The following is a 14,033-nucleotide window of genomic DNA, read 5'->3' on the forward strand; positions in this document are numbered from 1 at the left end:
TCCAAGCTGTGGTAACGCGGCCCCATCAAGCGTCCCTTGCCCGGATGTCTCCCGAAGCCCGAACGGAGAAGGTTCATGGCCGTCATTTCCAAGAAAATCCCCGCCCCCGACAAGGTCGAAGTCAAGACCGCGCTGCTCTCTGTCTTCGACAAGACCGGTATCATCGAACTTGCCCGTGCGCTTTCGGCGCGTGGCGTGCGCCTGCTGTCGACCGGCGGCACTTACAAGGCGATCGCAGCCGAAGGACTTGCGGTGACCGACGTTTCCGAAGTGACGCAGTTTCCGGAAATCATGGATGGCCGCGTGAAGACCCTGCATCCCAAGGTGCATGGCGGCCTGCTGGCGATCCGTGACGATGTCGAGCATCAGGAAGCCATGAAGGCCCATGGGATCGACGGCATCGACCTGCTGGTCGTCAATCTCTACCCCTTTGAGGATGTTCGTGCGGCCGGCGGTGACTATCCGACGACGGTCGAGAATATCGATATCGGTGGCCCGGCAATGATCCGTGCTTCCGCTAAGAACCATGCCTATGTCACCGTCATCACCGACCCGGCCGACTATGCCGAGCTGGCCGAGCAACTGTCGGCCGATGCCGGCAAGACAGCCTATGCCTTCCGCCAGCGCATGGCGGCCAAAGCCTATGCCCGTACTGCCGCCTATGACGCTGCCATCTCAAACTGGTTTGCTGAAGCGCTTTCGATCGATACGCCGCGTCATCGCACCATTGGCGGCGTGCTGAAGGAAGAGATGCGCTACGGTGAAAACCCGCACCAGAAGGCCGCCTTCTACGTGACGGGCGAAAAGCGCCCGGGCGTTTCGACAGCCGTCCTGCTGCAGGGTAAGCAACTTTCCTACAACAATATCAACGATACCGATGCAGCCTACGAACTCGTGGCCGAGTTCCTGCCGGAGAAGTCGCCGGCCTGCGCCATCATCAAGCACGCCAATCCCTGCGGTGTCGCAACCGGTTCAACACTTCTCGAGGCCTATAAGCGGGCGCTCGCTTGCGATTCCGTCTCGGCTTTCGGCGGTATCATCGCATTGAACCAGACGCTCGATGCGGCGACGGCCGAAGAAATCATCCAGCTCTTCACCGAGGTCATCATTGCGCCTGACGTCACCGAAGAAGCCAAGGCAATCGTAGCACGCAAGCCGAACCTGCGCCTGCTTTCAGCCGGCGGCCTGCCGGACGCGCGTGCGGCCGGCATCACTGCCAAGACCGTTTCCGGCGGCCTGCTCGTCCAGAGCCGCGACAACGGCATGGTCGAGGATCTGGAACTGAAGGTGGTCACTAAACGCGCGCCCACGGCCCAGGAACTCGAAGACATGAAGTTCGCCTTCAAGGTCGGCAAGCATGTGAAGTCGAATGCCGTGGTCTATGCCAAGGACGGCCAGACCGCAGGTATAGGCGCCGGCCAGATGAGCCGTGTCGATTCCGCCCGCATCGCTGCGCTCAAAGCTGAGGAAGCGGCCAAGGCGCTTGGTCTCGCCGTTCCGATGACACATGGTTCGGCAGTCGCCTCCGAGGCCTTCCTGCCCTTCGCCGATGGCTTACTGTCGATGATTGCTGCTGGCGCCACCGCCGTGATCCAGCCGGGCGGTTCTATGCGCGATCAGGAAGTCATCGATGCGGCAAACGAGCACAATGTCGCGATGGTCTTTACCGGCATGCGCCATTTCCGCCACTAAAGCTCTTTGTTCTGACGCAATTCCGGACGCAAAACCGTTACACACTTTTGCTGGAATTGCTCTAAGGCGGAGCAGCGGATTATTCCCCCGGCTTTGCGGCCGGGGGAATATGTCAGGCGCGATCCGCCGGATAGGGCGTGCGGATCAGCAGCACCAGGCCTCCGGCCAGGAACAGGATCAGCGTCGACATGCCGAGATGCGCCGATCCGGTCAAATAGGTCACAATCGAAAACAACAGCGTTGCCATGAAGCTCGTGGCGCGGCCGGACAGCGCATAGATGCCGAAATAACGGCCCGCTTCTTCGAGGCTGACGCTGCGCGCCAGATAGGAGCGCGATGAGGCCTGCACCGGGCCAAAGGCAAGACCGATCAACAGGCCATAGAGGATATAGGCTTTTTCTGCCATCGTGCCGAAAAGTCCACCGCCGTCGGCGGTCGAAAGCGGCATCAGTCCGAAGAAAGTGTAGCCGGGGCCGGTGGAAATAATGCCGATCGTGGCCAGCAACAGCATGGTGAGGCTGATGATAACAGTCACCTTCGAGCCGATCCCCCTGTCGACGCGTCCGGCAATCAGGCAGCCGAGGATTGCCACGACATTGAGAATGATCCCGTAGATGCCGATCTCGATCGTGGCCCAGCCGAACATGCCCGCCGCGAAGGCGCCGCCAAGGATCAGCAGGCCGTTGACGCCATCCTGATAGATCATGCGGGCGATAAGGAAGGTCAGGATATTGCGGCGCGTCTTCAGTTCGCCGAGCGTATTGCGCAATTCCTTGAGGCCGAAACGCACGGCAAAGCCGAAAGGCAGTCCCTTGCGGGCATCCGGTGTGAAGAAAAACATCGGCAGGATGAAGATCAGATACCAGACGGCCGAAATCGGACCGGTGACGCGCGCATCCTCGCCCGTATGAGGATCGAGACCGAAAAGCGGATCGAGGCCCAGAATGGTCTTGCCGCTTTCCGGGCTGCCGGCCAGCAGTGCCACGACGGCGATCAGCACGATCATACCGCCGAGATAACCAAGACCCCAGGCGGTGTTGGAAAGCCTGCCAACCTCATCCTTGCCGACAAGGCGCGGCATCATGGAATCGTTGAATACGATCGAAAACTCCGCCGAGATCGAGGCAAGGATCATGAAGATGACGGGATAGATAATTGGTGAGCCCGGGGCAGCAAACCAGAGGCAGCAGAGGCTGACGATCTTGATCACAGCGAAGAAGGCGATCCAGGGTTTGCGTGCGCCGGACTGGTCGGCAATGGAGCCTAGTATGGGAGACAGGATGGCGATGATGATCGAGGAGATCGTCGCCATATTGCTCCACATCGTCTGCGCGGAGACGGGATCGGCCGTCAGCCGCGAGACGAAGTAGGGGCCGAAAATGAAGGTGGTGACCACGGTGAAGAAAGGCTGGGCTGCCCAATCGAAGAGCATCCAGCCCCATATGCCCTTCTCCGTGGCTTTCGGCGGCTGCGTTCCTGTCCAGTCAATGCGATTCAAGCGTCCGCTCCTTTTTGGGGCGGACTGTCTCATCTCGCCCGGTCGCGCGCAAGGTCGGTCAGGATGCCTGCGGCAACAGTGATGCGGGCGAGGTTCGGATCGGCGCCATCACTGAGGCTCGCAAGCTCCTCGACGATGCGGTTGATGCGGATCCTGTCCTGCGCATGCCAGGCCTGGACCGGCTGCTTTTCCTTGCCGTGATCGGAAAGTGCGGAGATCACGATATCGCGACGGGCGCTGGCGATCTGGTCGATGCTACGGGCAAGCGCGAGGTTTTCATAGTGGTCCGACGTAATGATGCGGTTGCCGGCAGCAAGCAGCCGGCCGACACGGAAGGTCTGGGTCACGGCAAAGTAGTTTTCGGCCGCACGCGGCAGCGCCTCGCCGGTCCGTTCGGCGATCTGCATGATTTCCGGCACGAGGGCGAGGGTCGGTAGAGCTGCAATTTCGGCGGCCAGTTTTTCCGGCAGGCCGGCCTGCTGGTACTCCTGCTGGCGCGCTGAGACTTCGGCTGCTGCCTGCTCGGCAAAGGCGGGTTTAAGTTTTTTCAGAGCAGCCTGCAGCCGGCTAATGATTTCCGCCATCCCGCCTCGGGTCATGCCGGTCTTCAGCAGCAGACGTGTCAGCACGGTGAAGTTATTGGTGATCTCCTCGTAAATCCGGTTCTGGACCTCGCCGGAAACCTTGTTGTCCAGGGCATCGGTTGCGGCCCATAGCCGGTTGAGATCAAAGCCGTCACTGGCGACGATCGCGGCGCGTACGACCTCAGAGGCAGAGGCCGCTGTGGCATCCATCATGCTCACGGTAAAGCCCGGCCCGCCGCGGTTGATCGCCTCATTTGCGAGGACGGTCGCGACGATTTCCCGCTTCAGCCGGTGGGTGTCGATGTCGGATGCGTTCGACTTCTGCATCTTGGCCGGGAAGTAGTTGAATAGCGTGCTGATGAAATAAGGGTCATCAGGCAACTCACTGGCGATCAGCGCGTCGAAGAGGACGATCTTGGCATAGGAGAGCAGCACGCCGATCTCGGGGCGCGTCAGCGGCCGTCCGGCCGTATAACGTTCGGACAGCGAGGCGTCGTCGGGAAGCGTCTCGACCTTGCGGTTCAGTTGGCCGGCTGCTTCCAGCACGCTCATGAAACGGCCGAGTTCCAGGCCGTTTGCCGTTCCTTTGCGGGATGTCAGTGAGATCGCCAGGGACTGCAGGTAGTTGTTGCGCAGCACGAGTCCGGCCACTTCATCGGTCATGCTGCCGAGAAGCTGGTCGCGCTTTGCCCGGTTGAGGCGCTGTTCATGCATGGCGTTTGCCAGCGCGATCTTGATATTGACCTCGACGTCCGACGTGTTGACGCCGGCAGAGTTGTCGATGGCATCGGAATTGCTGCGTCCGCCCTTCAGGCCATAGGCAATGCGGCCCTTCTGCGTGACGCCGAGATTGGCGCCTTCGCCGATTACCTTGGCGCGCACTTCGTCGGCCGTGATGCGGATCGGATCGTTGGCGCGGTCGCCCACTTCCGCATCGGTTTCCGACGCGGCCTTCACGTAGGTGCCGATGCCGCCAAACCAGAGCAGGTCGACCGGGCTCTTCAGGATCGCCGTCATGATCTCGAAGGGCGTGGCGACCGCCTTGTCGATGTCGATTGCGGCTACGGCCTCCGGCGTCAGCGTAACCGACTTTGCCGAGCGCGAAATGATCATGGCGCCTTTCGAGAGCACGGACTTGTCGAAGTCCTGCCAGCTTGAGCGCGGTAGGTTGAACAAGCGCTGGCGCTCGGCGAGCGTCTTTTCCGTATTCGGGTCGGGGTCGATGATGATGTCGCGATGATCGAAAGCAGCGACCAGCCTGATCTTCGGCGAAAGCAGCATGCCGTTGCCGAAAACGTCACCGGACATGTCGCCGACGCCTGACACCGTAAAGGGTGTCGTCTGGATATCGATGTCCATTTCGCGGAAGTGGCGTTTCACCGTTTCCCAGGCGCCACGGGCAGTGATGCCCATTTTCTTGTGGTCGTAACCGGCCGAACCACCCGAAGCGAAGGCGTCGTCCAGCCAGAAGCCCGCTTCCTGAGCAAGGGCATTGGCGGTGTCGGAAAAGGTTGCCGTGCCCTTGTCGGCAGCGACGACGAAATAGGGGTCATCGCCATCGAGACGCACCGTGTTATCAGGCGGGACGATGTCGGCGCCGGAGATATTGTCAGTGATGGAAAGCAGCGTACGGATATAGGTTTTGTAGGCTTCCCTGCCTGCATTGAAGACCTCATCGCGGCTGCCGCCGATCGGCAGTTTCTTGGGATAGAAACCGCCCTTGGCACCGACAGGCACGATCACAGCATTCTTGACCTGCTGCGCCTTCACGAGGCCCAGAACTTCGGTACGATAGTCCTCGGCGCGGTCCGACCAGCGCAGGCCGCCACGGGCAACGCGGCCGAAGCGCAGATGCACGCCTTCCACTTCCACGCCATACACGAAGATTTCACGGAAAGGCTTCGGTTCCGGTAGGCCGTCGACCAGATACGGGTCGAGCTTGAAGGCGAGCATCGCCTTCGGTGTCCCATCGGCATTGCGCTGGAAATAATTGGTGCGCAGCGTTGCATCGACGATATTGACATAGCGGCGCAGGATACGGTCGTCATCCAGGCTCGGCACGTCGGCAAGCTCGGCTTCGATTGCCTGATGCAGTTCGGCGAGCTTCTTGATACGCGCCTTTTCCGACAGCTTCGTATCGAGCGTGTCGTGGAACAGGCGGAAGATCGAAGCGGCGATAACAGGATATTTGTCGAGGGTGGTTGCGATATAATCCTGCGAATAGGCGATGCCGGCCTGGCGCAGATAGCGCGCATAGGCGCGCAGCACACTAACCTCGCGGGCCGAGAGACCGGCCGACAGGATCAGCCGGTTGAAGCTGTCATTGTCGATCGTGTCACTGAAGGCTGCGACGAAGGCTTCTTCGAGCGGTGCGCCAAAACGTGCGAGGTCAATGTCCGCACCGCTGCGAGCCTCGAGTTCCATGTCGTGCAGCACGACAATGTTGATGGCGCTGTCGGCGGCCGGAACTTCGATATCGAAGGTCCGTTCGCTCAGGACGTTGAAGCCGAGGTTTTCGAGTAGAGGCACGCGGCGCGACAGCGGCAGCTGCTCGCCGCTATGGAAGATCTTCAGCGACAGGATGCGGCCGCGTTCATCGTCCTGGCGATAGTAGAATTCGATGCGGATCGGCTCGCCGGCGGCGCATGCGGCGATGTCGGGCAGATCGCCGACCGCTTCATCCGGCGTGAAGGCTTCCTGGAAGGCGTTGCTGACGCCGAGCTTCGGCGCCTTGGGGCCGGCGAGCATCTCGAAGCGGCTGTCCCAGCGCGCGGTGATCTGGCGGATCGTCTCCTCGAGCTTGGCCTGATGGATGCGTGGCGTCTTACCGCCCGAGCGGCCGATGATGAAGTGAACGCGAGCCACTCCACCTTCCGGGAAGGCCGGATAATAGGCGGAAACACGGCCGTCATAGACGGTTTTCAGATAGGCGCCGATGCGTTCGCGCACGATCGAGTCATATTCCTCGCGCGGCACAAAGATGATGACCGAGACGAAACGGTCGAAATGGTCGATGCGCGGCAGCACCCGCACGCGCGGGCGATCGGCGAGGTCGTTGATCTGTTCTGCAAAGGTCGCGAGCAGCGGGGTATCGATCTGGAAGAGATCATCACGCGGATAGGATTCCAAGGTGTTGTCGAGCATGCGGCCGGAGTGGCTCATCGGGTCGAAGCCGAAATGCTCCTTCACCTTTTCGATCTTGGACCGCAGCAGCGGGATTTCGGTGGCCGAGGACGTATAGGCTGTCGAGGTGAACAGGCCAACGATGCGGAGTTCCCCCGTTACGTTGCCCTGTGCGTCGAAGCGCTTGACGCCGACATAATCCATGTAGGCGCGGCGATGGACAATGGATTTCACGTTGGCTTTGGTGACGATCAGGAAATCGGGACCATCGAGGAAGGCGAGAATTTCCGGCGTCGTCGTCACGGCGTCCTTACCGGTGCGCAGAACAAGAACCTCGGGATTGGAGAGAATGCCGAGGCCTGTTCCCTTGTCGCGTTCGACCTTGGAATCGGGACCCTTGCCGGAATAGACGTAGTCGCGCATGCCGAGGAAGGTGAAGTTCTCGTCACGCAGCCAGGTCAGGAAGGCGATGGCCTCGTCACGGTCGGCTTTCTTGCGGCTGGCGTTGTAATTCGAAAGCTCTGAAATCACTTCATCGACGCGGGCAAGCATCGGCTTCCAGTCGGAAACGGCAAGCTCTACCTGCTCGAGTACCGCCTTGATCCGCTTGATCAGGTCGGCGGCCTGGGAGGGGCTCAGAGGCGAAATGTGAAGCTGGATGTGGCTCACCCGCTTTGCCGGGTCGCTCGGCACATCGGCGGAATAGAGTTCCGGAGCCTTGCCGTCTTCCAGGATCAGGATCGGATGAACTGCCATGTAGATGTCGCGGTAGGTGCTGGTCACCTCACCCATGACGGATTCGTAGAGGAAGGGCTTATTGTGATCCGTCACCGAAAGAATGGAGATTGCAACGCCATCGGGCGTGACATCGGCGACCGTGTCGATGCTGACGCGCGGCACCTTGCCGTTCCAGGCGCCGAGCTCGGCTGCCGAGTGTACGGCGGAAAGCGCAAGCATTTCCGGCGTGTAGAGTTCGAGGTCGTCGCCGCTGGCACGGCCGAAGAGGATTTCGGGATCGAGATGGGGTTCGCCGGTCGCGGCCGCGATTTTGCGCGCGCTCTCGATCTGCTTTTCCCGTTTTGGATTGTTTCTGGTGGCCATGGATCATCCCCCCGATTGTTTTGATGTGGGCAAGGTAGCAGAAGGTTCTTCGAAAGAATCCTTAAAAGAGCGCTTCGAAAAGTAGTTTTCGTGCTTTTTTGGCTATGCTGGCGAGAGATTTCGAAAGCTCTTAGGTCGTTTTATGCCAATCGACGGCGAAATGACTTTATCCGGCTTTTTCGTCCCGCCGCACATTTCCACGCTCCCGTGAAGAATGGTTGACAGCGCCTCGTCAAAAAGATCATCAACGGCGGTCGAAATTCGGATTCGGATGCCATGTCGGAAAACGCAGCGGGCGCAGTCATCGTCATCTCCAGCCATGTCGTGCGGGGGTCAGTTGGAAATCGTGCTGCTGTCTTTGCGCTGGAAACGCTCGGCCATCAGGTCTGGGCGCTGCCGACGATCGTGCTGCCCTGGCATCCCGGCCATGGCCGCTCGACACGGCTGACCTTCGCCGAGGCCGATTTCGAGGCGGCGATCGACGATCTCATCCGCGCGCCGTGGATCGGCGAGGTCAAGGCCGTCTTGTCGGGCTACTTCGGCAACGCAGCCCAGGCCCGTTCCGTCGCGAAACTCGTTGCATCCTTGCGCGAGAAGAATCCGGAGCTGCTCTATGTCTGCGATCCGGTCATGGGTGATCTCGGCGGCCTCTACGTGCCGGAAGCGACAGCCGAGGCGATCCGTGACCATCTGATACCGCTTGCCTCGCTCGCAACGCCGAACCGGTACGAACTTGCCTGGCTTTCAGGCGCGGCACTCGATGACAACAACGCGGTCATGGAGGCCGCTCTTTCGCTCGGCCCCTCACGCATGCTGGTCACATCGGCGGTGCCGATGATGGCGGGGGGCACCGGCAATCTCTATCTCTCCGGAAGGCACGCCCTCCTTGCTGAACACCGTGTCGTTGAAAACCCACCAAATGGGCTCGGCGACCTGCTTGCCGCCCTTTTTCTCTCTCGCCTGCTCTCGGGAATGGAGGATGAAAAGGCGCTGCAGCTGGCGACCGCCAGCGTGTTCGAAGTGTTGGCGCGCGCTGTCAAGCGCGGCAGCAACGAGCTGATGCTGGCAAGCGATGCCTCCAGTCTTTCGACGCCCATGGCAATGGTGCAGATGCGTCACCTCGTCCATCCTGCCCAGCGGCGGAAAAAATAGGTCTCAGGCTTTTGCAGCGCAGCAGTTGATCTTGGCTCACACGCGCGCTAATCCAGAGACATGATGAGCTTCCCTAACTCCCTGCTGGACGGTTATCGCAACTTCATGAGCGGGCGATATGCCGATGCCCGCGACCGGTATCGGCAGCTTGCGGAAAACGGGCAGAACCCGACGACGCTCGTTATTGCCTGTTGCGACTCGCGCGCGGCTCCCGAACTGATCTTCGATGCAGGGCCGGGCGAACTCTTCGTCATCCGCAACGTCGCCAACATGGTGCCGCCTTATGAACCGGATGGCCATTTCCATTCCACGTCGGCAGCGCTCGAATTCGCCGTGCAGGCTCTGAAGGTCAAGAATATCGTTGTCATGGGCCATGGCCGCTGCGGCGGTATCCGCGCAGCCCTTGATCCCGATGCTGAGCCTTTATCATCCGGTGATTTCATCGGCCGCTGGATGTCGCTCGTTCGCCCTGCCGCCGAGCAGATTGGCAGCAACAACGTCATGACGCCGGCCGAACGGCAGACTGCGCTGGAGCGGGTCTCCATCCGCAATTCGATCAACAATCTCAGATCTTTCCCTGATATCAAGGCTCTCGAAGAAGAGGGCAAGCTGGAGCTTCACGGCGTCTGGTTCGACATTTCGACCGGCGAGCTCTGGGTGATGGATTCTGAGACACTCGATTTTATCCGTCCCGAAATCTAGGGATAGACCGCTTTAGCAGTTTTTTAAGATATTCCACTAAGCTGCGCTTGCAGGCGGTATATGCGCGTGGATCAGTTATGAATTTCGAAGTGCTGAAATTCAAGAATATCAGAAGGGCAGTACTAGCCGCCATTCTGCTGCCCTTCGTCTTCATGATTGTCGAAGGAGTGGTGTTGATCCGCTCCTCGCTCATGCAGTACCGCGCGCTCGAAAATGACCATCTCTTTGCCGATGTTCTTGCTCGTGGAGGATCGATTGCTGCCAATGAGATTCTGGCGGAACTCGTCGCGACGCGAACCTACATCAACAATCCGGACGAGATAACCAGGGCGGCCATGATGGAAAGGCGCAGCGCGCTCGACAGCGAACGCGCGCGTTTCAACGCCAGTCTCCCGCCCGTTGAAACACTTGATCTCGGTCTGCAGTCACAGCTTTCCGATCTCCGTCTTGCTTACAGCCGTATCGTTGCGGCGCGTTCGGCGGTCGATCGAGGTTATTACGGCAAAGGCGGCAACCCCGTTCATATCTATGGTCAGGCCGGATTGAAGCAGCTTGGTCTCGTCTCGTCGCTTTCGTCGAGGATCCATGATCCCGTGTTGATGCGCAAATCCAGCGAGCTGATGAGTATCCTGCTGACCTACTACGGTGAGCGGCTGATCGGCAACCTTGGCCAGCGTTATTTCGACCAAACCGACTTTTCCGCCATGTCACACGAGCAGCTCGTTCAAGGCGAAATGATGCTCGGTAACGGCATGGATCGCCTGCGTTTTCATTCTTCCTCGCCTGTCGTCCGGGAGATCCTTGCCTATAGGGCTCAGCCCGACGAGGTCTGGGCCGATACCTTCACAAAGGCCATGGTTTCGGGTGCGCTGCGGCCGGACAAGGCGATCCGAGACAAATGGATTGGTATCCAGAACGAGCGGCTGGATTTCCTGCGGCAGAAAATCGCCTCCGTAACCGATGATATTCATGTGACCGGACAGAAGCTGTCGATGCGCTCGCACATTCACATGACGATCGTGCTTGCGTTGTCATCCGGACTGGTTCTGCTCGTTGCCCTTATTGTGGCGCTTGCGGTTCGGGGCATCCGTCTCGTCGCCCGTGTCACCGAAGAGCGTGAACTGCTCATCAACGAACTGCGCAATGCTGCCCAAACCGATCTTCTGACGGGCCTTTATAATCGCCGTGGCTTCGAGGCTGCCGCTTTGGCGCTTCTGATGCAGGCTGAGTATGGATCACGCTGGATTTCGGTCGTGCTGTTCGATCTCGATCACTTCAAGAAAATCAACGACGTATATGGCCATGACGCAGGCGATATCGTGCTGAAGCACGTAGCCGCCGTCGCGCGGGAAAGCTTTCGCTCCTTCGATCTGCTGGTGCGCCACGGCGGCGAGGAGTTCATGGCATTGCTGCCGGATTCGACACCTGAGGATGCGGCGATCGTTGCGGAACGTGTCCGATTGGCCATCGAGGCTGCTGACATCGCGCTGCCGAGTGGCGAGCGGCTGCGAGTTACGGCAAGCTTCGGCTGCGCGGGGCGTGCAAATGCCGTGAGCAATCGTAACTTCGATGATCTGGTGAAGCGCGCCGATCTGGCGCTCTATGCCGCCAAGGCCTCGGGACGCAATTGCGTCGTTGCCGGGCCGATTGTTCCTTCGGCGGCACCGCAGGAAGAGCGGCGCAAGGCTGCCGGCGGAACCCACGATATCCGCAGCTGAAAAACGCCGCATTCGCATGCGGCGCTCGTATCATTTTCCTATTGAACGTCTCTTCAGTTGCCGTCGATCTGCTGACCGATATAGGCGATTGCCTGCTGATAGACCGTTGCGGCATTCCAGCCCTGGATGGCGACGAAGTTCGGCTCGCCCGGCTGGTAACCGGCGCCGGCACGCCAGCCGTGACCCTTAAGGAAATTGGCGGTAGAGGCCAGCGCATCAGCGCGGGAGCCAACCATATCGACGCGGCCGTCACCGTCACCGTCCGCGCCGTAGCTTACGACGTTGCGTGGCAGGAACTGCGTCTGGCCGATTTCGCCATGGGCAGCACCGCGGGCTTGCGGGCTGAGATAGCCTTCCGAAACGAGCTGCAAGGCTGCATAAAGCTGGTCGGTGAAATATTCCGAGCGACGGCAGTCATAGGCGAGGGTGGAGACTGCGGACATCGTATGCTGGTTGCCCATATAGCTGCCGAAGCCGGTTTCCATGCCCCAGATGGCGATCAGCGGACCGGCCGGAACGCCGAAGCGGCGCTCGATCGAAGCGAAGAGAGCCTGGTTGGCGGCTTTCATCGAACGGCCGCGAGAGATGACGGCCGCACCGCCGCGCTTCTTCATGAATGCGTCGAAGGACAGCTTGAAGCTCTTCTGGCCGCGGTCGGCGGCGATAGTCGGCTTGTTATAGCTGACATTGGCGAAGGCACGGCTCAGGACCGACTGGCTGACGCCATTGGCCGCTGCCGTCTGCTTGAAGTCGGCGACCCAGGCATCGAAACCGGCGCTGGTATTGCCGCATTGGGGACCCTGCGCGAACGCCGGTACCGTATGGAGGACGCCCATTGCCGCGGCGGCCGCCAAAATCAATTTTTTCATGCGCATTGAGAAACCCCGCTCTCGATCTGCATAGCTTTTAAGCCGGGCAAGAGAATGCCAGCCACCGGCGACTTTGTCACGATCACCTTTTAGCGAACGCTTATACGGCAGTATTTGCCCGAAAAAGCCCCGCTCGTCGAGCAGGGCTTTAGCATATTATGGTTTACAAATGGTATCAGGCTGCCTGCTTGCGCGGCTTGACGAGGCCACGATTGATGAGCAGCTCGGCGATCTGGATGGCGTTGAGGGCCGCACCCTTGCGAAGGTTGTCGGAGACGACCCACAGGTTGAGGCCATTCTCGACGGTTGCGTCTTCGCGGATGCGCGAGATGAAGGTCGCATCCTCGCCGGCGGATTCGTATGGCGTGATGTAGCCGCCATCCTCGTGCTTGTCGATGACGAGGCAGCCCGGCGCATCGCGCAGGATATCGCGAGCCTGGTCAGCCGTAATCTCGTTTTCGAATTCGATGTTGACCGATTCAGAATGGCCGATGAAAACAGGAACGCGGACCGCGGTGCAGGTCACCTTGATCTTCGGATCCAGCATCTTCTTCGTTTCAGCCAGAACCTTCCACTCTTCCTTCGTGTAGCCGTCTTCCATGAAAGTGTCGATGTGCGGAATGACGTTGAAGGCGATACGCTTGGTGAATTTCTTGTTCTCGATCGGATCGGCAACGAAGACGGCGCGTGTCTGGTTGAAGAGCTCGTCCATGCCATCCTTGCCGGCGCCGGAAACCGACTGGTAAGTCGAGACGACGACGCGCTTGATCTTGGCGAAGTCATGCAGCGGCTTCAGCGCGACGACGAGCTGGGCAGTCGAGCAGTTCGGGTTGGCAATAATGTTGCGCTTTGTGAAGAGCGAAATCGCGTCCGGATTTACTTCCGGAACAATTAGCGGCACGTCGGCGTCGTAGCGCCAGGCCGAAGAATTATCGATGACGACGCAGCCCTGCTGGCCGATCTTCGGGGAGACGCGCTTGGAAACCTCGCCGCCGGCCGACATCAGGCAGATATCGGTGTCGGAGAAATCGTAATTCTCCAGATTGGAGACCTTCAGCGTCCGATCGCCGTAGGAAACCTCTAGGCCCTGGGAGCGGGAGGAGGCGAGTGCTACGACTTCATCGGCCGGGAAACCACGTTCGGAGAGAATGTTGAGCATTTCGCGCCCGACATTTCCGGTGGCTCCGGCAACTGCAACTTTGAAACCCATTTCTCAAGCTCTCTTTCTCTTCTCTCCTCTTGTCCGGTGAGGGGGGAAGCGCGATATCATCGCGGCTTCCTGTCCCCAGCCGGGCCGGGGAGAGAGCGGCAGGCCAGAGACGTCAGACGGTTTTCGTCGTCGTTTTGGCCTTGGTTTTGGAAGAAACCGGAACGGCAAAATCCAACCGGGCATTTTCTGCCAGGTTATTGCGCTCAGCGATGGCGTGCTCGTGGCGAACCATGGATATTCCTTTTCCGTCGTTGCTCATAAAAGGTTTTCCACAGGAGTCAAGGTTTTTGCGTGCGGAACGAGAGTAGGAGAAGGGCGCTGCAATGCTGCAGCGTTTTGTCATCCCTCTGTCATTGCCGGGGGGTATCCCCGACCCGTTGTAAT

Annotated in this window: 9 protein-coding genes; 4 read left to right on the forward strand and 5 right to left on the reverse strand. The window is 59.7% G+C overall.

Going from position 1 to position 14,033, the window contains the following annotated elements; translation table 11 throughout:
* The first annotated feature begins 75 nt into the window (after positions 1–75).
* Complete coding sequence (gene purH / locus ACR9ZQ_RS26075) at positions 76–1,692, forward strand: bifunctional phosphoribosylaminoimidazolecarboxamide formyltransferase/IMP cyclohydrolase (protein WP_310389750.1); 1,617 nt, start codon at positions 76–78, stop codon at positions 1,690–1,692.
* Positions 1,693–1,804: 112 nt separating this feature from the next.
* On the opposite strand, the gene ACR9ZQ_RS26080 is transcribed toward purH, so the two are convergent.
* Complete coding sequence (locus ACR9ZQ_RS26080) at positions 1,805–3,223, reverse strand: MFS transporter (protein ID WP_310389749.1); 1,419 nt, start codon at positions 3,221–3,223, stop codon at positions 1,805–1,807.
* Complete coding sequence (locus ACR9ZQ_RS26085) at positions 3,220–7,998, reverse strand: NAD-glutamate dehydrogenase (protein ID WP_481429032.1); 4,779 nt, start codon at positions 7,996–7,998, stop codon at positions 3,220–3,222. Before ACR9ZQ_RS26085 ends, ACR9ZQ_RS26080 begins: the two co-directional genes overlap by 4 nt.
* 276 nt (positions 7,999–8,274) lie before the next feature.
* On the opposite strand from ACR9ZQ_RS26085, the gene pdxY reads away from it, so the two are divergent.
* From pdxY to ACR9ZQ_RS26100, 3 genes are all read left to right on the forward strand, one after another.
* Entirely contained in the window at positions 8,275–9,150 is an 876-nt protein-coding gene (gene pdxY / locus ACR9ZQ_RS26090) for a pyridoxal kinase PdxY (RefSeq protein ID WP_037102147.1), read from the forward strand.
* A 60-nt stretch (positions 9,151–9,210) separates the two neighbouring features.
* Positions 9,211–9,852 carry a carbonic anhydrase gene (locus tag ACR9ZQ_RS26095; RefSeq protein ID WP_310389743.1) on the forward strand — a complete coding sequence of 214 codons (642 nt, stop codon included), beginning with the start codon at positions 9,211–9,213 and terminating at the stop codon, positions 9,850–9,852.
* Between the two features lie 92 nt (positions 9,853–9,944).
* Positions 9,945–11,570: a GGDEF domain-containing protein gene (locus tag ACR9ZQ_RS26100; protein WP_310389892.1), complete on the forward strand. Its 1,626-nt coding sequence runs from the start codon at positions 9,945–9,947 to the stop codon at positions 11,568–11,570.
* A 53-nt stretch (positions 11,571–11,623) separates the two neighbouring features.
* Here ACR9ZQ_RS26100 and ACR9ZQ_RS26105 read toward each other — a convergent pair whose 3' ends face one another.
* From ACR9ZQ_RS26105 to ACR9ZQ_RS26115, 3 genes are all read right to left on the reverse strand, one after another.
* Positions 11,624–12,445 (reverse strand): lytic murein transglycosylase, encoded by an 822-nt coding sequence (locus ACR9ZQ_RS26105; RefSeq protein WP_113322193.1) that lies wholly within the window; start codon positions 12,443–12,445, stop codon positions 11,624–11,626.
* Between the two features lie 169 nt (positions 12,446–12,614).
* Positions 12,615–13,649, reverse strand: coding sequence for an aspartate-semialdehyde dehydrogenase (locus tag ACR9ZQ_RS26110; protein WP_007824760.1), 1,035 nt, complete (start codon positions 13,647–13,649; stop codon positions 12,615–12,617).
* Positions 13,650–13,761: 112 nt separating this feature from the next.
* Positions 13,762–13,992 (reverse strand): hypothetical protein, encoded by a 231-nt coding sequence (locus tag ACR9ZQ_RS26115; protein WP_310389739.1) that lies wholly within the window; start codon positions 13,990–13,992, stop codon positions 13,762–13,764.
* Between the last annotated feature and the right edge of the window lie 41 nt (positions 13,993–14,033).

Source organism: Rhizobium sp. KNZ14-9A, from assembly GCF_056755015.1.